The organism is Bradyrhizobium liaoningense (genome assembly GCF_018130825.1).
Lineage (GTDB): Bacteria > Pseudomonadota > Alphaproteobacteria > Rhizobiales > Xanthobacteraceae > Bradyrhizobium > Bradyrhizobium liaoningense_B.
Window position 1 is genome coordinate 352636 of record NZ_JAFCJS010000008.1, and the last position, 24914, is coordinate 377549.

Genomic DNA, 24914 nt, shown 5'->3' on the forward strand with positions numbered 1-24914 from the left:
GCAAATGGCCACACTTGCAGCACGCAGCTTTCTGCTCCCCGGCGCTGCTCGATCTAGCCGGTCTTGGTCGTGTAGATGGCAGCGAAGCGCTCGCGCAGCAAATTCTTCTGCACCTTGCCCATGGTGTTGCGCGGCAAGGTCTCCACGAAGATGACGCGCTTGGGCTGCTTGAATTTGGCGAGACGCCCGGACAGCGCGTCGAGAATGGCGCGCTCGTCCACCGACGAATTGGGCGAGCGGACCACGGCGGCGGTGACGCCTTCGCCGAAGTCGCCGTGCGGCACGCCGACGACGGCGCTTTCGGATACCCCGGGGATGGCGTCGATCTCGGTCTCGATCTCCTTCGGATAGACATTGAAGCCGCCGGTGATGATGAGATCCTTGCCGCGGCCGACGATATGCAGATAGCCCTGCGCGTCGAGCTTGCCGAGATCGCCTGTGATGAAGAAGCCGTCGGCGCGGAATTCGGCGGCGGTCTTGTCCGGCATGTTCCAGTAGCCTGCGAACACATTCGGCCCCTTCACCTCGATCATGCCGACGTCGCCGACGGGGAGGATCGCACCCGTCTCGGTGTCGGTGACGCGAACCTCGACGGCGGGAAGCGGCCGGCCGACCGAGCCGGCAACGCGCGCGCCCTCGTAGGGATTGGAGGCGATCATTCCGGTCTCGGTCATGCCGTAGCGTTCCAGAATCGCGTGCCCGGTCCGCTCCTTCCATGCCCGATGCGTCTCGGCCAGCAGCGGCGCCGAGCCGGCGACGAACAGCCTCATATTGGCGGTGGTGCGCTCGTTCAGTTCAGTGCTCTCGAGCAGGCGGACATAGAACGTCGGCACGCCCATCAGCACGGTGCTACGCGCCATCGTTGCCAGAATGCGTTCGGCGTCGAACTTCTGCATGAACAGGATGCGCGCGCGTGCGGCGAAGGTGACGTTGCAGGCCACGAAGAGCCCGTGAACGTGATAGATCGGCAGGGCATGGATCAGCACGTCCTTGCTCGAATAGCGCCACTCCCGGACGAGCGTCAGGGCATTCGAAGAAAGGTTGCCGTGCGTCAGCATGGCTCCCTTCGAGCGGCCGGTCGTGCCCGACGTGTAGAGGATGGCTGCGAGATCGTTATTCGTCCTGTCGATGGTGTCAAATTGCGCCGGGAAGTCTGCCGCGGCATCGACGAGCGAACCCTTGCCGTGGTGATCGAGCGTCTCGACCCGGCCGCCTGCCCTGGCGGCGATGGCGCGCAGATCGGCCTCTTCCCTGGGATCGCACACGATCAATGTCGGCAGCGCATCGCGGATGAAATACTCGGTCTCAGTCGGCGTATAGGCGGTGTTGAGCGGCAGATAGACCGCGCCGGCGCGCAGCGTTGCAAGATAGAGCGCGACGGCCTCGACCGACTTCTCCACCTTGGCTGCGACGCGGTGGTCCGGGCCGATGCCGATCTTGGCGAGGAAATTCGCGAACCTGCCGCTCAGTCCAGCAAGTTCGGCATAGCTCAAGGTCGCGCCGTCGTCCTTCTCGATGCAGATGGACTGGTCGGACTCCGCGCCGGCAAGCAGGCGATCGTACAGGTTCGAGGTCATGACGAGATCTTCCGTTGCGAGTTGGTGTGAGGACTGGGAACGAGGTCGCGCGATGACAATTTCGCGCGAAGCGCCTTCTTCACCTTGTCGGACGCCACCACGGTGCCGGCTTCGGCAAAGGCTTCGTGGTTGGATTCGATGTGCTCGAGCGCGTAGAGATAGTTCACCATCAGCCCGTACGACTGCTTCATGCCCTTCGCCGAAGCATCCCCTAGGAAATTCAGCCGTTCCAGGCGCGCGCCGTTGCCGAGATGGAAGCGGGCGACCGGATCGAGCGGCTTGCCCGACGGCAGCTTTGCTTTCAGGAAGTAATAGGCGGCGAGCGCCGTGATCGGCTCTTTCGCCTGCGCGATGTCGCCGCCGTCGTCGAGCGCGACCAGCGCGCGCCTTGTGTCCTCGTCGATCGCCGCGGAGGCCTCGGTCTTGAGCTCACGCCTCGCCCAGCCGGCAAAGCCGGGCACCGGCGACAGGGTGACGAAGGTCTTCAGGTTCGGCAGCTCGCGGGCGAGATCCTGCACCACCTGCTTGATCAGGAAATTGCCGAAGGAGACACCGGCAAGGCCCTTTTGCGTGTTCGAGATCGAGTAGAACACGGCGGTCGTCGCCTCGTGCGCCGCAATCGCCTGGCGCGATTTGTCCAGCAGCGGTCCGATCGCGCCGGGGATCTCCCTGGTGAGCGCGACCTCGACGAAGATCAGCGGCTCGTCGACCAGCTGCGGATGGAAGAACGCATAACATCGGCGGTCCGGCGGCTCGAGCCGGTTGCGCAAATCGTCCCAGTCCTGAATGGCGTGGACGGCCTCATACCTGATGATCTTCTCCAGGATGTTGGCCGAGGTGGTCCAGTCGATCGGCCGCAGCACGAGAAAGCCCCGGTTGAACCAGGACGAGAACAAATGGACGAAATCGTCGTCGACGGCCTGGAGCTCGGGGTGCTCGCGCAGTAGCGAGAGCAGCACCTCTCGCATCCGCACCAGCGAGGCCGTTCCGCCGGGCGCGAGGTTGAGGCGCCGGATCAGCTCCTGCCGGCGTGGTTCCGCGGCGGCATGGAGTGCTTCGAGCCTGGCGCCATCGCCGCCCTCCTTGCGCTGGTAGGCCGCGATTGCGAGCTCGATTGCGCGACGGTCCGGCCCGAACCGGTCGGCGAGGGAGGAGAGGAATTTGAGCCGCTGCGGCTCGGCCGCGGCTTCGAACGCGGCGAGCAGCGATTGCGCGATCGCAACGCCGGAGGCCTCGCCGCGCCGCGACAGTAACGCTTCGCCGAGAAGCTCGAGGTCGCGATCCTCGCTCCCGTCCCGTTCCGCCTTCATGCCCAGGACCGCGCGGCCGCGTTGCGTCAGCGTGTCGATCAGACCTTGCAGGAATTCGGGCGCCGCAATGCGTCCGGACCGGATGTCGTTCAGCATGGTTCGTGCCTCCTCGGTTTATCGCGATGGCGGACCCATCACGAGGTTAGGCAGAAGGGTGGAGATCGACGGCACCAGGCACAGCAGGACGACCGCGAGCGCCATCAGCAGAACGAAGGGCAGCGTTCCCCAGATCACGTCCCGCAACGGGATGTCCGGTGCGATGTTCCTGATGACGAAGATGTTGAGTCCGACCGGCGGATGGATGAGGCCCATCTCCATCACGATCGTCATCACCACGCCGAACCAGATCAGGTCGAAGCCGGCGTCCTTGAGCGGCGGCAGGATGATCGGCGCAGTCATCAGGATGATCGAGACCGGCGGCAGGAAGAAGCCGAGCACGACCACCAGCACCAGGATCGCGCCCAGCAGCACCCATCGCGACAGCTGCATCGCGACGATCGCCTGCGCCGCCGCCTGGCTGATGTGCAGATAGCTCATCACGTAGGAGTAGAGCAGCGACATGCCGATGATCAGCATCAGCATGGTCGATTCCTTCAGCGTCGATTCCAGGATCGGGCCGAGATCCCGCGGGCGCCACACGCCGTAGATCGAGGCGATCAGGACCAGCGCCAGGATGCCGCCGAGCCCGGCGGTTTCCGACGGCGTGGCATAGCCGCCATAGAGCGCGATCATCACGCCGCTGAGCAGCACGACGAAGGGCAGCACGCGCGGCAGCGCGCCGAACCGCATCGCCATGGTGAAGCGCTCGTTCGACAGGATCGGATGCTGCGCCGGATCGGCCGCATAGGCGCGCTGCGCCGCTTTGTATTCGGCCTTGAACCTCAGCACCGCATAGGTTGCGAACAGCACCACCAGGAGCAGGCCCGGCCCGATGCCGGCGAGGAAGAGACGGCCGAGCGATTGCTCGGCGGCGACCGCGTAGAGGATCATGGTGATCGAGGGCGGCAGCAAAATGCCCAGCGTGCCGCCGGCGGCGATCACGCCCGCGGCGAAGCCGCCGGAATAGCCGCGCTTGCGCATCTCGGGAATGCCGGCCGAGCCGATCGCCGAGCAGGTCGCCGGAGACGATCCGGCCATCGCGGCGAACAGCGCGCAGGCAAAGACGTTGGCGATGCCGAGACCGCCGGGAATGCGGCCCATCCAGACATGCAGCGCGCTGTAGAGATCCTGTCCCGCCTTCGACTTGCCGATCGCGGCGCCCTTCAGGATGAAGAGCGGGATCGCCAGCAGCGTGATCGAGGCCATTTCTTCGTAGACGTTCTGCGTCACCGTATCGAGCGATGCGGCGGGCATGAAGTAATACATGAAGACGACGGCGACCGCGCCGAGCGCCAGTGCGATCGGCATGCCCGAGGCCATCACGGCGAGGGTCGCGCCACCATACATCAGTCCGACGGCAAGCGTGCTCATTTGCTCCTCCATGCGTCGAGGCTCGCGGCGAGCTGAAGCGCGATCTGCAGCGTCATCAGCGTCATGCCCAGCGACATCATGCTGTAGGGAATCCACAGCGGCGGGGCCCAGGTCGATCCGGACACCTGTCCGTCGACCCATGCTTCATGGAACAGCGTCCAGGATTTCCAGGCGAAGAAGCAGCAGAACAGCAGGCTCGCGGTGTCGACGACGAGCATGCGGATCGCATTGCCACGCTTTGACAGATAGCCGGTGAGGGCCTCGATGCCGATATGGCCGCGCCCGGCCTGCACGAACGCGGTGGACAGGAACGTGGCACCGACCAGCAGGAACACCGCGGCCTCGTCCTGCCAATAGGTTGCCGCGTTGAAGAAGTAGCGTGCGGCCACGCTGTAGCTCAGGATCGTGCTCGCGACGATAAGCGCGATCGAGCAGAGCACGACGATCGCCCTGTTGAGCAGGGTCATCGCGCGAGCGATCCGTCCCACCGGGGAGCCGGGTCGCGCCGCCGTCACTGTGGCTGAATGGCCGAGATCGATGCCGTGCGCGCTCATGAGCCCGCCTCCAGGGCAAGCTTGATCAGGCGGGCGCAGTTCTCGTTCTTGTTGGCGTAGTCCTTCCAGGCCGTGTCGCGCGCAAGCTCTCGCCACGCCTGAACCGTCTTGTCGTCGAGATCGTGCACCGTCGCGCCGGCGGCCTGGTAGACCTTGGCCACACGGACGTCGTCCTCCACCGCCGCGGCGCAGCCGAACGCTTCGAGCTCAGTGCCGACCGAGACGATGATGTCGCGCTCCTTGTTCGAGAGCCGGTCGAACACCGCCTTCGACATCACGAGCGGCTCGAGCATGAACCAGTAGCTCTTGGCTCGCCCGGTCGTCAGATGCTTGGCGAGTTCTTCCAGACGGAACGAGGTCAGGCTGGTGGACGAGGTGAGGGCGGCATCGCACGCGCCGGTCTGCATCGCCGCATAGAGTTCGTTGGAGGGAAGCGACAGCACCGAAGCGCCGGCCGCCTGCAGCACGAGATCCATCTCGCGCGAGCCGCCGCGGATCTTCATGCCCTTGGCATGGCCGACCTCGACCAGCGGACGCGCACGGCTGGCGACGCCGCCGGCCTGCCAGATCCATGTGACGATGACGAGGCCCTTGGCGGCGAGGAATTTGCTGAACTCCTGGCCGATCGGCTTGTTCTTCCAGCCGAGGCCTTCGTCGTAACCGGTGACGAGGCCCGGCATCAGTCCGATGTTCAGTTCGGGAAGATCGCCGCCGGCGTAGGAGATCGGGATGAGGCTCATGTCGAGCGCGCCTTTGCGCATCGCCGAGACCTGCGCGTTGGTCTTCATCAGCGACGAGCCCGGATAGATCTCGGCGGTCATCGCGCCCTTGCTGCGCTCCTGGATCAGCGCCGCGAAGCGCCGGCAGAGCCGGTCGCGGAAATCGCCCTCGGTCGCGGTGCCTCCCGGAAACTGGTGCGAGATCTTCAGGGTCGTGGCCGCGCGCGCTTCTCCGAAGCGGAGCAGGGCCGGAGACGCGATCCCCAGCGCCAGGGCCTGGCGTCGTGAAATCCTCATTCCATACCTCCCGTTGCTAGATTGCATTTTTTATTTCTAATCTTGCATACAATTCATATATGAACTGCATGCTGTATGTTTTGTCAAGTCTATGGTATGGAATCGGCCGATAAGGTGCATACAATGAGCCAGGCCTTCAGACTGAAGCAGTCGATCGAAGACGCTGTGATTGCAGGGGAATTCCTGCCGGGCGATCGCCTGGACGAGGCCTCGCTCGCGGAGCGATTCGGGGTGTCGCGCACCCCCATTCGGGAGGCGTTGCTCCAGCTCGGCGCCGAAGGCTTCATCGATGTCCGCCCGCGCCGGGGCGCGATCGTCAGCGTCCCGTCACCGACCCGGCTGTTCGAGATGTTCGAGACCATGGCCGAGATCGAAAGCGCCTGCGGGCGGCTGGCCGCGCGCCGGCTGACGCCGGACAATGACGAGGCGATGGAGGCGGCTCACCGTGCCTGCGAGATCGCCGCACACGAAGGCGACAGCGAGCAGTACTACGCGGACAACCGCAATTTTCATGAGGCGATCTATCGCGCCAGCCGCAACAGCTTCCTGGCGGATCAGGCGTTCGCCCTGCACAAGCGCTTGAGCGCCTATCGCCGCATCCAGCTTCGGGCGCGCAATCGTCTGCTGCAATCGCTCCAGGAGCACGCCGGGATTCTCGAAGCGATCCGTGCCGGCGACGAGCAACTCTCCGCGACGCGGCTTCACGACCACGTGCTGGTGCAGGGCGAGCGGTTCTCGGACATGGTGCTCGGCCTTGCCGGCGATCGACGATCGGATGCCGCCGGCAGCAGGAGCGGAACGACGCGATAGAGCGGCGGGACAATGTCCGCCCGCTCATCCGGCGTCACCTGATGCTGGCGACTCCGATTGCCAGCACCGACATCAGCGGCACATCTGTCGGTAGCTCCACCGCCGTCTTCGGCTCAGCCAGCCAGCGCGCGACCTTTTCGGTGAAGGAGCGTGTCGCATCGGCGGACATCGGCGCACTGTTGCGCCGTGATGCGCCTCACGCTTGCAGGACGCGCTGTTGTCGGCCGCGAATTCGTTTCCTATTTTGCGCCGAATGGAGAAAGTGTCTCCGCGCCTGCGAGCCAATATGGATTTCCATTTTATTGATTTCGCGCTGCGGAGAAGCGAATACGGTTCCAATTGTTGTCGTTGAGTGATGGAGACCAAGATGTCGTTTCGCCTCCCCCTGATCCTCTCGGCCGTGCTCGCCGCATGGTCTGCCGCAGCCGCGGCTGAGACCATCAAGATCGGCGTGACGCCGGGGCCGCACGCGCAGATCCTCGAAGCGGTGAAGCCGATCGCCGCCAAGCAGGGCCTCGACATCCAGCTGCTCGAGTTCTCCGACTACGTGGTGCCGAACGCCGCGCTCGACGCCGGCGAGATCCAGGCCAATTCGTTCCAGAACCAGCCTTACCTCGACAACCAGAAGGCCGACCGCGGCTACAAGATCGAGGCCGTCGGCCTCACCGTGAACTTCCCGATCGGCGTCTATTCGAAGAAGCACAAGGCGTTCGCCGACATCCCCGAGGGCGGCAAGGTCTCGATCCCGAACGATCCGACCAATGGCGGCCGCGTGCTGCTGCTGCTGCGCGACAAGGGCGTGATCAAGCTGAAGGACGGCACGGGCTTCAAGCCCACGGTGCTCGACATCACCGAGAATCCCAAGAAGCTGAAGTTCATCGAGGTCGATGCGGCGCAGGCCCCGCGCGCGCTCGACGATGTCGATGCAGCCGCGATCAACACCAATTATGCAACCCAGGCGGGCCTCGATCCGGTCAAGGACCCAATCCTGCGCGAGGACCCGAAGGGGCCCTATGTCAATCTGATCGCCGTTCGCTCCGCGGATAAGGACAAGCCCTGGGTCAAGATCCTCGTGGACAGCTATCACACGCCCGAGGTCAAGGAGTTCGTCCTGACCAAGTTCAAGGGCGCGGTGCTGCCGAGCTGGTAGGCAATCTGCCCTCCCAGAGTCCAGTGTAAGGGCGATCCGGCGGGCAGCCCTGCCTATGAGCCTTGCGCAATGCCCGCTTGTCGGGAGCTGCGGCAACCGACATCATCGGGGCCCATCCTCGCCCGACAGGGATCGTATGAAACGCTTTGCAAACCTGAAACGCCTGGGCTTCTTCACGCGGCTGCTCGACGAGGCGCCGGCGGCGGACCGCTATCGCTTCGCGGCCGAGCAGATCGTGCGCGCCGAGAAGGCCGGGCTCGATTCCGCGTGGATCGCGCAGCATCATTTTCATGAGCGCGAGGGCGGCCTGCCGTCGCCCTTCACCTTCCTCGGCTATGTCGCCGCCCAGACCTCGCGCATCCGCCTCGGCACCGGCATCGTGACGCTGCCGCTGGAGAACGCGGTGCGGGTGGCGGAGGACGCGGCGGTGCTGGATCTGCTCTGCAACGGCCGCTTCGAGCTCGGCGTCGGCACCGGCGGCAACCCGTCTGCCTTCGCCGCCTTCGGTCTCGACGGCGCCCAGCGCAACGAGATCTTTGCGCGCAATCTGGACATCGTTCGCAAGGCACTGACCGGCAAGCCGCTCGACGGCGGCGACACGCTCTATCCGCAGCGGCCGCAACTGGACAAGCGCATCTGGCAGGCGACATTCTCGGTCGCCGGCGGCGCCCGCGCCGGCAACGCCGGCGATGGCCTCCTGCTCTCGCGCACCCAGCCGCGATCCAAGGACGCGCCGAAGGCGACGCTCGCCGAGATCCAGAATCCCATCATCGACGCCTATCTCGAAGCGCTGCCGCCGGGCTGCGAGCCGCGCATCATGGCCTCGCGCAGCGTCTTCGTCGCCGACGATCATCGCGAGGCGCTGCGGCTTGCCGATATCGGCCTGCGCCGCGCGCTGCCGCAATTCATGAAGGGCGGTCATCTTCCGCCGGGCGAGACGCTGGAGGAGATGATCACCGCGTTCGACACCCATGTCGGCGCCGCCGACGAGGTGATCGCATCGCTCCGCACCGATGCGACGCTGGAGCGGGTGACCGATCTCGTCTTCCAGGTGCATTCGGTCGATGCGCCGCATCCTCACGTCCTGCGCTCGATCGAGCTGGTCGCGGAGAAAGTCGCACCGGCGCTGGGCTGGACCCGGACGGCGGCTAAAGACGTCGCTCTCGCAGGCTAGTCCGGATGAATGTGATCGCGTTGCACGAGGCTGAATGATGGCACCAAAGGATATCATCGACACGCTCGCCGGCATCGAGCCCGGCTCCACCCTGGATGCGATCCGCGCGCGCCGCCTGCAGGCGCGCGAGAACGCGCAGAAGAGCTACCTTTCGCTGTTCGAGCCAATCGACGCCGGCGATTTTTCGCTTGCCGAACGCGCCGCGGTCGCGGCCTTCGTGACCGGGCTCCATGGCGAGTCCCCCGTCGCCGCCTTCTATCGCGAGAAGCTCGCAGCGAATGCGGATGGAGCGGCGCTGGTCGAGCCGATCCAGATCGAAATCGAGCGCGGCAAGACGTCGGGTCCCTATGGCGCCTTTCCGGCCGGACCGTTGTCGGTCGAGAACAAGGCGGGCTTGATCTATCGCGTCAGTGCGGAACGCAAGCCGCAGCTCGGCACCCGGCTGGTTGCGGCGTTCGAGCATGCGCATCTTCTGGTCTTTCGCCCGCGCGATGCCGCATCCGCCGACATGAAGGCGCTGCAGGCTGCCGGCTGGTCGACCACCGGCATCGTCACGTTCTCCCAGCTCGTTGCGTTCCTGTCGTTTCAGGTGCGCGTGGTCAGCGGCTTGCGCACGCTCGCAGCGGCAAGCGCGTAGGAGGCAGCAATCATGAGCACCGTCAATCCGCCCGTCGTTTTCACCCAGGACGAGCTCGGCTGGGTCTCGTGGATCGATCCCTTGCCCGAGGCCGAGCTGACCGAGCGACACTTCGCCGGCCTCGTCGATCGCGCCCGCGCCAAGTCGGAATACTTTCGTCTCCTGGTGCGCGATCCCGAAGTGCTGGAGGCCCGCACCAAGACCGACAAGGACATCTTCTACAACGTCGCCGACGGCCTGCCGCGCGCCGAGCGCGAGCTCGCTGCCGCTGCGACCTCGCGTTACAACGGCTGCATCTATTGCGCCTCCGTGCATGCGCGCTTTGCCAGCACCTATTCCAAGCGTCGCGACGACGTGCAGCGCCTGCTCGATGAAGGCGTTGGCGCCGATCTCGGCGAGCGCTGGAATGCCGTGGTCAAGGCCTCGGTGGCACTGGCCGAGACGCCGATCGCATTCGGTCCCGACAATATCGCCGAGCTGCGCCGCGCCGGTCTCGACGATGCCGAGATCGTCGACGTCATCAGCGGCGCCTCGTTCTTCAACTGGGCGAACCGGCTGATGCTGTCGCTCGGCGAGCCCTCGAAATAGGCAATCTCACCGGCACAAGAATTGCTGCTTGTATCAACTAAAGTGGATGGAGCCGTGCATGAGCAACATCGATCGTCGTACCCTGGTCAAGGGCTCGCTTGCCGCCATGATGGCGGGCGCCGCCTTCTCGCGCAGCGCGTTTGCGCAATCCTCCGAGCCGATCCTGCTCGGCGTCAGCGGCCCCCTCACGGGACCGAATGCGCAATATGGCACGCAGTGGAAGCAGGGCTTTGATCTCGCGCTCGACGAGATCACGGCGGCCGGCGGGATCAACGGCCGCAAGCTCGCCTATCAGTTCGAGGACAGCCAGAGCGACCCACGTCAGTCGGTGGCGATCGCACAGAAGTTCGTTTCCAATCCCGCCATCGTGCTGGAGCTGGGCGACTTCTCCAGCCCCGCGTCGATGGCGGCATCGCCGATCTACCAGCGGGGCGGTCTCGTGCAGTTCGGCTTCACCAACTCGCACCCTGACTTCACCAAGGGCGGCGACTTCATGTGGAGCACGTCCGTGAGCCAGGCCGACGAGCAGCCGCTGCTGGCGGCCTATGCCGTCAAGCGCCTCGGCCTGAAGAAGCTCGCGGTGCTGCATCTCAACACCGATTGGGGCCGCACCAGCCGCGACTATTTCGTCAAGGCCGCCAAGGAATACGGCGCCGAGGTCGCGGTGACCGAGGGCTACATCGCGGAGGAGCGCGACTTCCGCTCCACGCTGGTGCGCGTGCGTGATTCCAATCCGGATGGGCTGATCCTGATCTCTTATTATTCGGACGGCGCGCTGATCGCGCGTCAGGCCCGCCAGGTCGGTCTGAAGCAGACCATCTGTGCGGCAAGCTCGGTCTATTCGCCGAAATTCCTGGAGCTCGGCGGCGAGGCGGTCGAGGACGTCCATCTCGGCACGCGCTATTTCCCCGAGGATCCCAGGCCCGAGGTGAAGAAATTCATCGCCGGCTTCAAGGCCAAGTATGGCGGGCAGGAGCCCGACGCCTTCAACGCCTATGCCTATGATGCGATGAACATGGCGGCCGCCGTCGTCAAGATCGGCGGCACCGACCGTCGCGCCGTCCGCGACGCCTTCGCGAAGGTGAAGGATGTCTCGAGCGTGATCTTCGGCTCGGCGACGTTCGACGTCGAAAGCCGCCGCGTCAAGGGCGCGATGAATGCCGAGCTCGTCGTGCGCAAGGGCCAGTTCGCGCTCTGGGACGGCAAGCCGACCTGACCTGACGGCCGGAGCACCGCTCCGGCCGCTCTTCTCTCTACGTGGGGACCAACGTTTGTCTTCCTGGCTCGACTACACGATCAACGGGCTGATCGTCGGCAATGTCTACGCCCTCGTTGCGGTCGGGCTCGCGCTGATCTTCGGCGTCAGCCGGCTGATCAACTTCGCGCAAGGCTCGATCTATCTGGTCGGCGCCTATATCGGCTGGGTCGCGGTGGTGCAGCTGCATACGCCGCTGCCGCTCACCATCATCGTCGTCGCGGCGGCCGCCGCGGTGGTCGGTCTGGTCATCGAACGGTTCGGCCTGCGGCCACTGCAGAATTCGGTGCGCATCGCGCCGCTGCTCGCGACCATCGGCATCAGCTTCGTGCTCGACCAGCTGGTGATGCTGACCTTCTCGCCCAATCCGCGCGCGCTGCCGAGCCAGTTGCCCGATGTTCGCTTCCAGCTCGGCGGCGGCACCATCGGCCCGCTTGATCTGCTCATCGCCGGCGTCGGCCTCACCAGCGCGCTCCTGCTGTTCGTGTTCCTGCGCTACAGCAAGCTCGGCTGGGCGGTGCGCGCCGCCTCGCAGGACCGCGACGCCGCGATGCAGATGGGCGTCGACGTCAACCGCGTCAATCAGGCGGTGTTCGGCATTGCCGCCGCGCTCGGCGGCGTCTCCGGCATGCTGGTCGGCATGTACTACAACCAGATCGACACCGCGATGAGCCTGCAGGCGACGCTGAAGGGCGTCGTCGCGGAAGTGGTTGGCGGCGCCGGCAACGTGCCGGGCGCGGTGATCGGCAGCCTGCTGCTGGGATTGGTCGAGAGCTACGGCGTTGCCGTATTCGGCACCAGCTATCGCAACCTGTTCGCCTTCCTGCTGCTGGTCGTCGTGCTGGTGCTGCGCCCGAATGGCCTGTTCGCCAGCGCGCGGCAGGCGCCGCCCGAGCCGCTTACCGGCACCTTCATCGCGCCGAGCCGCCCGGTGCGCATTCCGCGCTGGGCCTTGGCTGTCGCCGCCGCGATCTTCGCGGCCCTGCCGTTCTTTCCGGTGTCATTCTACGTGCTGCAAACCCTGATCAACGCCTGGCTGCTCGGCATGCTCGCGCTCAGCCTGACGCTGGTCGCGGGCACGATGGGCCAGGTCTCGCTCGGACATGCCGCGCTGCTCGCGATCGGTGCCTATACGTCGGCACTGTTGTCGCTGACGCTCTCCGTCCCTGTCGGCCTTGCCGTGATCGGCGGCGGCCTGATGAGCGCCGCGCTCGGCACGCTCTTGATCTCGCCGTCGTTCCGCCTGCGCGGGCACTATGTCTCGATCGCGACGCTTGCCATCGGCGAGATCGTGTCGCTGGTGATCCTGAACTGGGAAAGCGTGACGCGCGGTCCGATCGGTATCTCCGGCATCCCGCCGCTGTCGCTGTTCGGCTACGACCTGATCAGCCCGACGTCAATCTACTGGTTCAGCTTTGCCGTGATGGTCGTGCTGGCGCTGCTGCAGGGGCGGCTGCTCACTTCGCATCTCGGCCGCAGTTTCCGCGCCATCCGCGACGACGACATCGCCGCGCGGGCCTATGGCCTCAGTCTGAACCGCTACAAATCGCTGGCCTTCATCTTCGGCGGCTTTGCCGCCGGCGTCAGCGGCGGCATCGCCGCGCATCTCTATTCCTACATCAATCACGAGACCTTCAACACGCAGCAATCCATCCTGGCGCTGACGGTCGTCATCCTCGGCGGCCTCGGCAATGTCGTCGGCGCGATCGTCGGGGCGGTGGCGCTGGTCGGCCTGCCCGAGGTCTTCCGGATCGCGGCGGAGTACCGCATCCTGATCTACGGCATCGTGCTCTTGCTGCTGGTGCGGTTCAGGCCGCAGGGCCTGTTGGGGACGATCTGATGGCGGAGCAGCACAATCCTATGCTGTCCCTGCGCGGACTGACGCGCCGCTTCGGCGGTCTCACCGCTGTGGACGCCATCGATCTCGACCTCGCCAAAGGCGAGCTCATCAGCATCATCGGCCCGAACGGCGCCGGCAAGACGACGCTGTTCAATCTCGTGACCGGGCTCGACCGGCCCGACGCCGGCACTGTGCGCTTCGAAGGGCAGGACATCACCGGTCTGTCGCCGGAGCGGCTCGCCGCCGAAGGCATCGCGCGCACCTTCCAGCTCGGCCGCGTGTTCGGCAATCTCAGCGTCATGGACAACGTCCTGATCGGTGCCCATACGCGGCTGCGGTCGGTGAAGCCGGCGGTGCCGGTCATCGGTCCGTTGCTCGAACTCGGCCTGGCGCTGCTTCGCCCGGCAAGTGTCAAGGCGGAGGAGGAACGGCTGCGCGAAGAGGTGAAGGCCATCCTCGCCCGCTTCGGCGAGCGCCTGTTGCCGCGCATCGACCAGCCCGCCTACAGCCTGTCCTACGCCAACCGCCGCCGTGTCGAGATCGCGCGTGCGCTGGCGCTCAAGCCGCGCCTCTTGCTGCTCGACGAGCCGACCGCCGGCATGAACCCGACCGAAACCGCGGAGATGCAGGCGCTTGTTGCCGAATTGAAAGCCGAAGGTCTGACCATCCTCCTGATCGAGCACAAGCTGGAGATGGTGATGCGCCTGTCCGACCGCGTCATCGTCATGGACGAGGGCAAGAAGATCGCGGCAGGGCCGGGCGACGAGGTGCGAACCGATCCCAAGGTGATCGAGGCCTATCTCGGCCATGGGCTATCAGGCGCGGCGGAGCAGGAGAGCGCGGCATGACGACGAGCGCACCCGAACCGCTGCTGGCGCTGTCTGGCGTCAACACCTTCTATGGCCAGGCCCAAGTGCATTTCGACCTCTCGATCACGGTCGCACGCGGCCACATCGTCTGCCTGCTCGGCGGCAATGCCAGCGGCAAGTCGACGACGATGAAGATCATTCTGGGCCTGGTGAAGCCACGCTCGGGTGAGGTGACGTTCGACGGCGCCTCGCTGATCGGCCTTTCCACGCCGCAGATCGTCCGCCGCGGCATCGCCTCGGTGCCGGAAGCGCGGCGGCTGTTCGCCGACATGAGCGTGCGCGAGAACATCCTGATGGGCGCCTTCGTGCGCAACGACCGCGATGCCGTCGCGCAGGACCTCGAGAAGATGCTCACGTTGTTCCCGAAGCTCGGCCAGCGGCTGTCGCAGCGCGCAGGCTCCTTGTCCGGTGGCGAGCAGCAGATGGTGGCGATGGCGCGCGCGCTGATGAGTCGGCCCCGGATGATCGTGATGGACGAGCCCACCATGGGCCTGTCGCCGCTCTATGTCGACCGCGTGCTGGAGCTGATCCGCACCATCAACCAGGAGGGCGTCTCGGTGTTCATGGTCGAGCAGAACGCCAGCCTCGCGCTGGAGATCGCGCACGAGGCCTATGTGCTGCAGACCGGCAAGATCGTGCTGTCGGGTCCGGCGCGGGCGTTGAAGGACGATCCGCGGGTGCGCGACGCCTATCTCGGCGGTTCCGAGGCCGCGTAGCGTTTCAAGCCGAAGCTGCGCTCTGCGCCGGCTCCGCCGGCAGCTCGTCGGCGTTGGGATCGCCCGGCGCGGTCGCCCAGGCCAGCTCCACCAGGGTCACGATCCTGCGTCCGCCGCCGTCGAGCTGGACGACGATGAGACCCTGCTCCTCCATATAGCTGAGCAGGCGCTGCGCGCGGCGCAGCGAGTGCGAGCCATAGGCGCGCGCGATCGCGGCATCGCCGGGGCAGGGCCAGCCTTCCTTGGCCGCGCGCGCGATCATCATGAACACGCCCTGCATGTCGTCGGGCAGGATCGAGGCGCGCAGCGACACGTCCTGCCAGGCGTCGTCTTCAGTGAGATCGGTGCCGACGCCGGCGCGTGCATGCGTCAGCATGCGGCGGAATTCGTTGAGATCAGGCACCGCCGCCCCTAAGCCCTCGATGCGGCAACGGACCACGAATTCCTGATAGAGCACGCCGATGGCGCGGAAGCCGGCATCGGGCTCGGCGAGCACGGCCCTCAGCGTGCGATCGACGCGCTCGCGCCGCTCGGCGAGCTCCTCGGCACTGACGGGCACCTCGATCGGCTCCGCGCGCGCTTCCGGCACGGCGGCAGCCTTCGCGGCCCGGAGCTGCTCAAGCAGATCAGGCGCCGGGCGGCGTTGCGGCCGGCTGGCATCGGGCGGCGGCGCGGCCAGGATCACGGCGCGGACGTCTTCAAGCGTCGCTTCCGGCAGCGGCATCAGCCGCGGCGTGGAATTGCGCGGGGAGGTGTCGGTCGGACCGATGTTCAGACGCAGGGGACGGCGCGACAGCGCCGGTCCCAGCGCCATGAACTGGCCGCGCTCGAGATCGCGAAAGGCTTCCGCCTGCCGCCGCTCCATGCCGAGCAGGTCGGCGGCGCGCGCCATGTCGATGTCGAGGAAGGTGCGGCCCATCAAAAAATTCGAGGCTTCCGCGGCGACGTTCTTGGCAAGCTTGGCCAGCCGCTGCGTTGCGATGATGCCGGCGAGCCCGCGCTTGCGGCCGCGGCACATCAGGTTGGTCATGGCGCCCAGCGACAGCTTTCGCGCTTCGTCCGACACTTCACCCGCGACCGCCGGCGCAAACAGCTGGGCCTCGTCGACCACCACCAGCATCGGGTACCAATGGTCGCGGTCGACGTCGAACATCCCGCCGAGAAAGGCCGCGGCGCGCCGCATCTGGTTCTCGGCATCCAGCCCTTCGAGATTGAGCACGGTGGACACGCGATGCAGCCGCGCGCGCTCGCCGGCGACCTGAAGGCCGCGCTCGGTGTGGTCCTCGGCGTCGATCACGAGATGGCCGAAGCGTTCCGCCAGCGTGACGAAATCGCCTTCGGGGTCGATGATGGCCTGCTGTACCCAGGGCGCGCTCTGCTCGAGCAGCCGCCGCAAGAGATGCGACTTGCCGGAGCCCGAATTGCCCTGCACCAGGAGACGGGTCGCCAGGAGTTCCTCGAGGTCCATGGCCGCCGCGGCACCGGCCGTGGTCAGCCCCATCTCGATCGCAACCGTCATGTCCCCGACTCAAGTCCCCATCATCCGCGGACAGGGGCTTATCAATCCCGCCGCGGCGCGTCGAGCGCTGCAGCGCGAATCAGGCCGCGTTGCCCACGGTGGCGTTCAGGCGTGATTCGAGAGCCCTAGAAGTGCGGGCCGGTAGGGCGGTTGCGGATCGTCGTCCTCGTTCTCTGGAATCGCACAGGAGCCGAACTCCTGCCTGATCCGCTCGATTTCGGCGATGCGCGCGTGCAGCCGCTGCAAATGCTCAGGCGACCTTGCCCGCCAGAACCGGAAGGTGTCGGCGGTGAGCGGCAGGAACGCCGTTCCGAACAATGTCGGCTCGGGAACGACGGTGCGTCCGAGCAGCAGGAACCGCTCGGCTCCCGAGACGACAAGGGTCGCGTAGCCGCGATTTCCGATTCGCCTGATCCCGTTCAGCGACCATTCGGCGAGCTTGCTGAAATACGGCTCCTCGCGCCAGCGATCGGGGCAATCGTCATCGACCGTGACATTGACGGCGTCCTGGCTGAAATGCACCACGATGCCCGACTTCGCCGGGAACCAGTCGTCGTCGAGATGGCCCTGCAGCCAGGCGCAGACGAAGGACCGGCACATTTGCGGACGGCGCTCGTAGATCGTGCACCCCGTGCCGGCCTGCCAATGCCGGCACAGCTGGTTCACCGGCTTGTCGACGCCCGCCACCTCGAGGATGTCGCAGCAGGCGTTGCACGATCCGCATTCCCGGGCCGGCCGCGCCGTCTTCGGCAGGCCGGTCGCACGAAAGCCCTGGCCGTCGCGGACCAGCAGCTTCTGCTTCTCCAGCGCGATCAGAGCACGTTCGATCTTGAGACGGGAAAGCCCGGTGGCGTCGATCACGCCCTTCATCGTCGTCGCGCCGGCCTCGACCGCGCGGACGACGCTCAGCATCGCCTGGTCCATCGTCTTTTCTTGTTGTTGTCGTCCGATTCCGGACGCCGGCATCGCAGGCCGGTGCCGGGGAGTGGCGGCGAGTTGCCGGTTGTGAAGATAATTATTTACTCACAAAGCTATCTTTCTCCTTTTTGTCGAACAACAAGCTGAGCCCGACATGCACGCATGCAGCACTTGCGCAAATGCGGGATCAGGCATGGCGATCACGATCGCTCTGCGAAGGGGTTTGCAAACGCAAGACGCGGGCGACCGGCTCAATTCGCCCTCAAGCGCGGCCATTTCGGCGCCGCGCTGCGCCAGGAGAGGAGGCGCGACACGCATTGTCGTCACGCAGTCGTGATATCTGCGGTGCGTACGCTCGCGCCGCGTGAGGCGACACGTTTGCGTGATGAGGCGTGCTCGACAACGACATCGCGCCGCGTTGCTGCTGCATCACACCGGGAACAGCCTCTCGTGGGACGAGGAGGGACGCCGCATCATCGCGTGACCCAGATCAAGGCCTGCCGGCGCGTTGCCTGCTAGCCGAGGGCATGAACTTCCTGACCTTCTTCACGGCGACCTGTTTTCTTCTCGCCATGCCGGGACCGACCAACACCTTGCTCGCGACTTCGGGGGCAGGGATCGGCATTGCACGCTCGCTCCATCTGCTCGCGGCGGAGCTGTGCGGCTATCTCGCCGCGATCACGCTGCTGCGGCTGGCGCTCGGGCCCGTCGTGAGCGACCGCTTGCGGCCGTCGTGCTCCGCGTCGCCGTCAGTGTCTACATTCTGGGTCTTGCCGTCATGCTCTGGCGCGTCAACGTGCGCGAGCTGCGCCGCGGCGCGGTGGTGACGTTCCGCCAGGTGCTGCTCGCCACGCTCTTGAATCCGAAGGCGATGGTGTTCGCCTTCCTGCTGCTGCCGCTTCAGGCCGGAGCGTCCGAGTTGTTGCCCCGGCTCGGTGTGATAGCGCTTCTGATCGTCATGGCGGGAACGGCCTGGGTGATGCTGGGCGCAACGCTGGGCCGCGGGGCCCGTCGTCTCGGCCGTCCCGAGCTGATCAGCCGAACCGGCGCGGTCACGCTCGTCGCCGTGACCGGCCTGATCTGGCTTCAATCATTTTTGAGCGCGTGAGCGACGCCGCCGCGTGCGTGCGATGGACACGGCGCGTTTACTGCGCGCCGGATCCGCCCTGCACGATTTTCTCGTTCAGCTTCTGATCGACGGTGTCGACCGTGCGGTCGATCTCGGCATTAGGCACGCCAAGCTGATGCGAGATCAGCTTTACCAGGAGGTCGACGCGCTCGATGAAGGGCGCGCCGCTCGCCACCGCGCGCGCGGCCGACGACGGCTTGAGCAGGCTTTCCGCGGCCTTGGCATATTTCGCGAACGGCACCTGGTCCTGCGGATCGGCGCCGAGGCGGCGGGCGAGGGCGTCGACGTGATCGTAGATCGACTGCGAGCGTGCGAGATCGCCATGCACGGCGTCGCGGATCGACTGCGGCTCGTGCGGGGTGATGCAGCGGTAATTGCCGGTGAGCAGCATCGACCATTTCGCCAGCGGCACGAACAGGGAATCGAACACCTTCAGCTTCACCGGCACGTCGTGGCCGTCGAGCGTCACTGCGTCGATGTCGGCTTCGAGCTCGCGCAGCAGCTTGTTGTGCTTCTCGTCCGCGAAGACAGATGCCTTGAAATTGGTGGGCAGGCCGACGTGAAGCACGTTCGCGGCTTCCTCCGGCGGGCGGAAGGCCTGCGGGTCGGGCGAGCACAGCGTCACGAGCGCCGGCTCGAACCGCTCCCACACCTGCGCATTGGTATAGGCCTCCTCGAGATCCATGTCGGCGAGCGCGGGAATCCGCTTCAGGTAGGGCAGCGGCGGCATGTTCATGATCGACAGGCACGGCAGCTTCGCCGCGGCGATCTTGACCATGAGGACGCGCACCGTGTGGTTGGTGTATTGCGGCTCCTGCATCGCAAGGCCGACCAGATCGTAACGGGAGATGTCGACGTCGGCCGGCGTCACCGCGTCGAGCTTGCCGGGCAGGTCGCGTGAGAAGATCGCCCGGTGCACCGCCTCGTCGCGCAACTTGATGCGCACCTCGGTACCGTCGCGATTGATGAGCTCGGCGGTCTTGGCGCGGCAGACCAGGGTCACATTGTGCCCCGCCATCAGCAGCTTCGTGCCGAGCAGGGAGCCGTAGGAAGCCCCGAGAATCAGAATGTTACGCGCCATGTTTCGTCCCCTGGAATGTCATGTGATTTTTTGCGCCCCGGCCGTCGTCCGAGGGGCGATTTGCCGGCATGTAAAGCGAAGTGGCCGGCAATGGCAACTGGGATAATGCATACAAGATGCGGAAGGCCGGGGGCGCCCGGTCGTGCGTAACGACCGAAATGCGACGGATCCCATCCGGCCAGGGCTCTGCAGATCCGAGACAAATTATGTCCCGAAGTCCGGAATGCATGTCTCATCCGGCTCGTCAGGGAGAGGCGATCGTGCGCCCGTCGCGCGATGCGCAAGCGTGCGGGGCGGAGGTCGTCTCGTCGATGAGGCGGCCGCATCGTCATTGCTGCGGTGACTGGCAGCGCGCCGGATGCGCCCATAAGACCTTCATGAAAGGTCGATACCGGTCATGCCTCTTCTGTCATCAAATGGCAGCCAAATTTTAGTCGTCGGCCGCAACAAAAAACTGCAAACGGAAGATCGAAAAAATGGCAAAGTGGCGCGGGGCCGTAACTGTAGATCAGCAACGGAGCTGAGACGTGACGATTGAGTTGGAGCCGGCGTGCAACTTGTGTTGAGACCGGCCGATGGGGGCTGCACACCGCTTGGCCAAGTGCCCCCGCCCGCGCGAAGCGAAGACGAAACGAAAATCGGATGGGGTCTCGCTGCAGCAAAGCCCCGATCCTGCGCAGGGCACGGTGTCTCGTCCCTGCGCGGAGTCGAGATGGCAGCGAGACAGATCGACGAGACGGACGGCATCAGCAGACGCAAGCGCGATGCATGCGACCAGGTACGCCTGGGGTCGCATCGAGCAGGCGTGCACGGCGTTGCGCTGACAGCGCAGCCGGCAAACCTGCCCAATCGCTGACGCGCCGTTCGGGGAAAAAAATGGAAGGTAATCATTGGCCTCACGGCGCCAGCGATGGCGCCGGTGGAAGCCTGGTACGCTTGCGAAAGCGCGCGTCCGAATTTTTCGAAAGTCTGTCTGTCGCGGAGCTTGCGCGTGAGGCGCACAGGCATCTGTGGGTCTCAGACTGGTTGAGGGTCGCGGAGGACTATCGGAGCTCCGCCGAATCCGCGCGCGCAGATGGTGCCGGCCAGATTGCGCACGAGGCGTGGATGTGCGCGCTGATGGCGTTCGAGGTCGCGCGAAGCCTGTCTCGTCCGGAGGATCTCGCGAGTGCCGACTTCGCCGACAAGGTCGGTATCAGTCTGCGAAGCTTCGCGGACGATGCGGCCCAAGCGATCGAGCGCGTGGAGATCGATGGCTTCGATCAGGGAGCGTTGACCGGCTTCTTCCTGCCGGCGCTCCGTCACGGGCCTTCCGCGCCCGCGGTCATTTGCATCGCCGACGAGGACATCGCCCTGGCCTCGATGATGAGCAGGCTCTTGCCCGCCTCGCTGCGCCGGAACATGTCGCTTCTGCTCATCGATGCCGGCACTTCGCCTGTTCGCCGCCCGCTCAAACAGGAGCATATCCTCCAATGCTGGCTGGACTATCTGGAGGCTCGCCCGGATGTCGACGCGCAGCGGATCGCGGTCTACGGCGAAGGGGCGGGCGCCAGTCATGCCTCCCGCTTCGTCCTCTCGGATCGCAGGATAGCCGCCGCCGTGTGCGACGGCGGTCTTTTGCGGCTGGTCACGCACCGTGCATCGGTCCATTGGATGACAGGCGTTGAGGAGGTTGCCGCGGGCGAAGCGCCTATGCGTCCGCTGCCGTCGGCGCGCCGAATGGGCTGCCCGCTTCTCATGGTGGTCGGGAGCCGCTCGATGATGCGCGAGCAGGAGGCTCTCGATCTTCAAGCCAGCCATCGTCAGGCCGGAGCCGACTGCTCGGTCGTCGTGCCGAACCGCATTCCGTATCCTCTGGGCGAGGTCGAGAATTTCGTCACGGTGGACGACTTCATTTTCGAGTGGCTCGACGCCAAACTCGGAGCTGCCCGTCGTCTCGATCCTGTAACCTACCTCTAAAGCGCGATGAGATTGGGATGAATCGTCATCGCGCTTTGGATTGCTGCTTACGCATGATCTTTCCGGAGAACCGCTTCGCACTTTGCGCTAGTGCGGCCCCCGGGTCCGGATCATGCTTTAGCGCATGATCCCTGAGAATGCGCCGCGGTCTTCCCGCGATGAACGCGGCGCAGATCATGCTCTGTCAGGAAACCGCGGATCACGAGACGTCGATGGCCAGCAGTCGTGCGGCGAGCCGGGCATTCTTGGCAATGGTCGCGAGCGCGACATTCAGATCGGCGAGAGTCTTCTCGTCGACCTCGTTGAACATGGTCGAATTCAGGGCGAGCTTCCGCTTGGACAGTTTTTCGATGTCCGTCGTCGCCTTTTCCGTCAGCGACATCAGAATGAAGCGGGCATCGTCGGCAGCCGGGCGTCGCGACAGGAATCCGCCCTTCTCGAGGCTCTTGGTCTGGTTGGTCACGAAGGCGGGATGGATCCGCAGCTTGTTCGCGATGTCGATTCCGGCGACGCCGCGCCCCTCGTCCAGCTCGGTGATGGCCATCAAGATCAGCCATTGTGGCTCGGTGATGCCCAGCAGTCCGGCCCAGCTGCCGTGGATGTCCTCCAGCTGCGAGTGGATTTCAACGATATTCCAGATGAAGTCCGTAATCGCCCGGTCGGCCTTCTTCTCGATCATATGGCTTCCCCCAATTCATCATTTTCTTTTTGTCTGGTCGGTCTTTTTACCCGGATATTGGCAAACCGTCTCGCATATCGTGCGTGGAACACTTCATTAGAGAAATCGCGTCGCCACTTAATAGTTGCAGAAAGCAATTGATTAAGTTATGTCTTACGCACTCAGAATTTGCTGCTCTTGACCTATGTCAAAGGGACGGCGATGTGAGACCTCCAAGAAAGCCCTCGGGATGCCCCCTGAGGGCTTTTTCTTTTGCTTCAGGTACTTGCCCCGCGTCGCGCAACTCCTGTTGCTTGCAGGCAACAGCGCTTTCCGAACTTGCAATTCACCAAATCAATGAATTGAGACGATTGTTTTTATAAACTATATGTGAGGTCACGACGGAGGGGGGGCACCTCGCTGTCGTTTCAGTCCGGACCTTCAGTGCGGACCTGAATTGAACGGAAATTGAGAGGGTCAAGCGGCCTCCACCGAGGAGCCGAGCCCCCTGAACCGACCTGGAGGTTTATCTAATGAAGTTGACGAAGACGCTCTTTCTCGGCTCGGCAGCCGGCCTGATGGCCGTCTCCGGTGCGTTCGCAGCCGATCTCCCCGTGAAGGCCAAGGCGGTCGAATACGTGAAGATCTGCTCGCTGTACGGCGCCGGCTTCTACTACATCCCGGGCACCGACACCTGCATCAAGCTCGGTGGTTACCTGCGCGCCGATGCCGTGCTCGGCTCCAACTCGGACTTCAACCCGAACCAGGGCGGTACTGCCGGTGCTCGCAACCGCCTGATGAACTACTACACCTTCCGCGCTCGTGAAGACCTGAACATCGACACGCGCACCGCGACCGAATACGGCGTGGTCCGTACCTTCTTCGACGGCGTGTTCACCTGGACGACCGGCAACTATACGCCCACCGGTTCGGCCACGGGCGGAACCGTGTACAGCGGCGCGCTCACTCTCAACGCGGCGGGCACCGGCCTCGTCGGTTCGAACGGCTCTGGCTCGGTGAACGGCACCGACGGTAACACCTCGGCCGGCGCGCTCGGCGTGTACTACGCTTTCATCCAGTTCGCCGGCTTCACGATGGGTAAGGCCGTGTCGCAGTTCGACGCGCCCTGGACCAACTATCCCGGCAACATCACCGACAACCTCGTCGGCGGCAGCGGCACCGTGACCGGCGTCACCCAGTTCACCTACACGGCCGATTTCGGCCAGGGCGTGACGGCGTCGTTCTCGGCTGAAGATGCCACCGCGTACTATCAGGCCGGCAACCTCAACATGACCGGCGCGACCGCGGGCGGCATGATCGGCGGCTCGTACGGCACCAACGCTGTCGGCGGCTCGCGTTCGCCGAACCTCGTTGGTCAGGTGCGTGTCGACCAGGCCTGGGGCCTGTTCCAGGCGTCGGTGGCTGCGCATGACAACCACGTCGGTTACTACGGCGCGACCGAGACCACCGGCCACCCCGACGACAAGTGGGGCTGGGCGGTTCAGCTCGCTCTGTCGATCAAGAACATCCCGACCGGCGCGGGTGACACGATCAACATCCAGGGCGTCTACACCGACGGTGCGACCCGCTACAACTTCCAGAACCTGTCGGGCAGCAGCTACGCGCTGTACGGCAACTCGGGTCTTGCCGGTGCTTATGGCAGCATCGGCTTCGCCAACGCTCCCGACACGGTGTTCGTGACCGGCAGCTCGCAGGAAACCGTCAAGACCTGGGGCTTCCGTGGCGCTTACACCCACAACTGGGATCCGAGCTGGAACACCGCGCTCTACGGTGCTTACGCTCAGGCCCAGTTCGGCACGCTGGCCAAGACCACGCTTTGCGGCGCCACCGGCACCGGCGGCGTGTTCGGCGGCCTGGCCGGTGTCACCGGCTGTAACCCGGACTTCGCGATCGGCCAGCTCGGTATCGTCACCCGCTGGACCCCGGTCAAGAACCTGACCTTCTCGGCCGACCTCTCCTGGACCCATCTCGACCAGAAGTACTCGGGCACTGTCGCTATCGCCCCGGGCGTCACGACCGCCAAGCCGGCCGCGACCTACGAGCTGAAGGATCAGGACTCGATCGCCATGATCCTGCGCGCTCAGCGTAACTGGTAAGATCTGTCGAAAGATCTCAAAGAGCACCCGGCGGGAAACCGCCGGGTGTTTTTTGTTGTGCTAGGCTGATCAGTTGAGATGCTGGTCAGTTGAGGCCTGGGCGGCCGAAGCCGCGTAGCGCGGATGGAGCCAACGGGTCGCGCGAATGCGCGCCCGATGACAGGCTCCGCGCAATCCGGGAAAGCTGCCTCGTCGAACCAGCGGTCCCGGATTTCGCTTCCGCTCCATCCGGGCGACGGGCGGTGTGTCGCTCCGCTGTCAACCCGATCTCGCAAAAATATTCCGCTTTACCGAAATTCGGATTTGTCGTATGTGATGGCCCATCCCGGCTCATCCTTGAGGGCGATCATGAGGTCGTCATTGTCGCGAGCCGGGCTTGCGGTGGACGCGGCAGCGTCGGGCGCGAGAGCTTGAGGTCAGGGCGGATTGCTCTCCGTGAGCCCTGAGGCTTCGTGCGGACGAACGGCGCTGTCAGGTTCGTCTCGTCGTCAAGTTTCCGGCTCCGTCGACAGGGCTGGGAAAACTGCGGCGAAATGGCGGACCGTGCGTACGGCAAAACCGTGTGGT

At 65.1% G+C, this 24914-nt stretch carries 22 protein-coding genes; 12 read left to right on the top strand and 10 right to left on the bottom strand.

The window, feature by feature from the left end; all coding sequences use genetic code 11:
- Positions 1–53: 53 nt before the first annotated feature.
- Genes JQ603_RS30925 through dctP form a run of 5 tightly spaced genes read right to left on the bottom strand, consistent with a single transcriptional unit; the run spans position 54 to position 5927 of the window.
- Positions 54–1577 (bottom strand): malonate--CoA ligase, encoded by a 1524-nt coding sequence (locus JQ603_RS30925; protein WP_212345389.1) that lies wholly within the window; start codon positions 1575–1577, stop codon positions 54–56.
- Positions 1574–2983 (bottom strand): malonyl-CoA decarboxylase, encoded by a 1410-nt coding sequence (locus tag JQ603_RS30930; RefSeq protein ID WP_212345391.1) that lies wholly within the window; start codon positions 2981–2983, stop codon positions 1574–1576. The genes JQ603_RS30925 and JQ603_RS30930 overlap by 4 nt, the downstream gene beginning before the upstream one ends.
- An 18-nt stretch (positions 2984–3001) precedes the next feature.
- Complete coding sequence (locus JQ603_RS30935; RefSeq protein ID WP_212345394.1) at positions 3002–4357, bottom strand: TRAP transporter large permease; 1356 nt, start codon at positions 4355–4357, stop codon at positions 3002–3004.
- Positions 4354–4911 (bottom strand): TRAP transporter small permease, encoded by a 558-nt coding sequence (locus JQ603_RS30940; protein ID WP_212345397.1) that lies wholly within the window; start codon positions 4909–4911, stop codon positions 4354–4356. The genes JQ603_RS30935 and JQ603_RS30940 overlap by 4 nt, the downstream gene beginning before the upstream one ends.
- On the bottom strand, positions 4908–5927 hold the full coding sequence (gene dctP, locus JQ603_RS30945; RefSeq protein WP_212345400.1) for a TRAP transporter substrate-binding protein DctP: 1020 nt from the start codon (positions 5925–5927) through the stop codon (positions 4908–4910). Before dctP ends, JQ603_RS30940 begins: the two co-directional genes overlap by 4 nt.
- Before the next feature lie 123 nt (positions 5928–6050).
- On the opposite strand from dctP, the gene JQ603_RS30950 reads away from it, so the two are divergent.
- Positions 6051–6737 (top strand): GntR family transcriptional regulator, encoded by a 687-nt coding sequence (locus JQ603_RS30950; RefSeq protein WP_212345403.1) that lies wholly within the window; start codon positions 6051–6053, stop codon positions 6735–6737.
- Positions 6738–6771: 34 nt separating this feature from the next.
- Here JQ603_RS30950 and JQ603_RS38360 read toward each other — a convergent pair whose 3' ends face one another.
- Positions 6772–6906 carry a hypothetical protein gene (locus JQ603_RS38360; RefSeq protein WP_283817482.1) on the bottom strand — a complete coding sequence of 45 codons (135 nt, stop codon included), beginning with the start codon at positions 6904–6906 and terminating at the stop codon, positions 6772–6774.
- Between the two features lie 186 nt (positions 6907–7092).
- On the opposite strand from JQ603_RS38360, the gene JQ603_RS30955 reads away from it, so the two are divergent.
- From JQ603_RS30955 to JQ603_RS30990, 8 genes are all read left to right on the top strand, one after another.
- On the top strand, positions 7093–7887 hold the full coding sequence (locus tag JQ603_RS30955) for a MetQ/NlpA family ABC transporter substrate-binding protein (RefSeq protein WP_212345405.1): 795 nt from the start codon (positions 7093–7095) through the stop codon (positions 7885–7887).
- 136 nt (positions 7888–8023) lie between these two features.
- Entirely contained in the window at positions 8024–9061 is a 1038-nt protein-coding gene (locus tag JQ603_RS30960; protein ID WP_212345408.1) for a putative FMN-dependent luciferase-like monooxygenase, read from the top strand.
- Positions 9062–9098: 37 nt separating this feature from the next.
- Positions 9099–9698: a CMD domain protein gene (locus JQ603_RS30965; RefSeq protein WP_433996663.1), complete on the top strand. Its 600-nt coding sequence runs from the start codon at positions 9099–9101 to the stop codon at positions 9696–9698.
- Positions 9699–9710: 12 nt separating this feature from the next.
- Complete coding sequence (locus JQ603_RS30970; protein ID WP_212345412.1) at positions 9711–10286, top strand: alkylhydroperoxidase domain protein; 576 nt, start codon at positions 9711–9713, stop codon at positions 10284–10286.
- A 58-nt stretch (positions 10287–10344) separates the two neighbouring features.
- A complete protein-coding gene (locus tag JQ603_RS30975) occupies positions 10345–11502 on the top strand; it encodes an ABC transporter substrate-binding protein (RefSeq protein ID WP_212345414.1) in 1158 nt (385 codons plus the stop codon).
- Positions 11503–11557: 55 nt separating this feature from the next.
- Positions 11558–13381 (top strand): ABC transporter permease, encoded by a 1824-nt coding sequence (locus JQ603_RS30980; RefSeq protein WP_212345417.1) that lies wholly within the window; start codon positions 11558–11560, stop codon positions 13379–13381.
- Positions 13381–14229: an ABC transporter ATP-binding protein gene (locus JQ603_RS30985; protein WP_212345419.1), complete on the top strand. Its 849-nt coding sequence runs from the start codon at positions 13381–13383 to the stop codon at positions 14227–14229. The genes JQ603_RS30980 and JQ603_RS30985 overlap by 1 nt, the downstream gene beginning before the upstream one ends.
- Positions 14226–14966 (top strand): ABC transporter ATP-binding protein, encoded by a 741-nt coding sequence (locus tag JQ603_RS30990; RefSeq protein WP_212345421.1) that lies wholly within the window; start codon positions 14226–14228, stop codon positions 14964–14966. Before JQ603_RS30985 ends, JQ603_RS30990 begins: the two co-directional genes overlap by 4 nt.
- A 4-nt stretch (positions 14967–14970) precedes the next feature.
- Here JQ603_RS30990 and JQ603_RS30995 read toward each other — a convergent pair whose 3' ends face one another.
- Together JQ603_RS30995 and JQ603_RS31000 are read right to left on the bottom strand one after the other, a co-directional pair.
- Positions 14971–16485, bottom strand: a complete 1515-nt coding sequence (locus JQ603_RS30995; RefSeq protein ID WP_212345423.1) for an ATP-binding protein — start codon at positions 16483–16485, stop codon at positions 14971–14973.
- 105 nt (positions 16486–16590) lie between these two features.
- Entirely contained in the window at positions 16591–17409 is an 819-nt protein-coding gene (locus JQ603_RS31000) for a YkgJ family cysteine cluster protein (RefSeq protein ID WP_212345425.1), read from the bottom strand.
- Positions 17410–18136: 727 nt separating this feature from the next.
- Between JQ603_RS31000 and JQ603_RS38175 the strand changes: the two genes are divergently transcribed.
- Positions 18137–18511 (top strand): hypothetical protein, encoded by a 375-nt coding sequence (locus JQ603_RS38175; protein WP_245003965.1) that lies wholly within the window; start codon positions 18137–18139, stop codon positions 18509–18511.
- A gap of 37 nt (positions 18512–18548) precedes the next feature.
- Here the strand turns inward: JQ603_RS38175 and JQ603_RS31010 are convergent, their stop codons facing one another.
- Positions 18549–19613, bottom strand: coding sequence for a ketopantoate reductase family protein (locus tag JQ603_RS31010; protein ID WP_212345427.1), 1065 nt, complete (start codon positions 19611–19613; stop codon positions 18549–18551).
- Between the two features lie 1107 nt (positions 19614–20720).
- Here JQ603_RS31010 and JQ603_RS31015 point away from each other — a divergent pair.
- Positions 20721–21572 (top strand): alpha/beta hydrolase, encoded by an 852-nt coding sequence (locus JQ603_RS31015; protein WP_245003966.1) that lies wholly within the window; start codon positions 20721–20723, stop codon positions 21570–21572.
- A 199-nt stretch (positions 21573–21771) separates the two neighbouring features.
- Here JQ603_RS31015 and JQ603_RS31020 read toward each other — a convergent pair whose 3' ends face one another.
- On the bottom strand, positions 21772–22251 hold the full coding sequence (locus JQ603_RS31020; RefSeq protein ID WP_212345432.1) for a MarR family winged helix-turn-helix transcriptional regulator: 480 nt from the start codon (positions 22249–22251) through the stop codon (positions 21772–21774).
- Positions 22252–22763: 512 nt separating this feature from the next.
- On the opposite strand from JQ603_RS31020, the gene JQ603_RS31025 reads away from it, so the two are divergent.
- A complete protein-coding gene (locus JQ603_RS31025) occupies positions 22764–24347 on the top strand; it encodes a porin (protein ID WP_212345435.1) in 1584 nt (527 codons plus the stop codon).
- Positions 24348–24914: the final 567 nt, after the last annotated feature.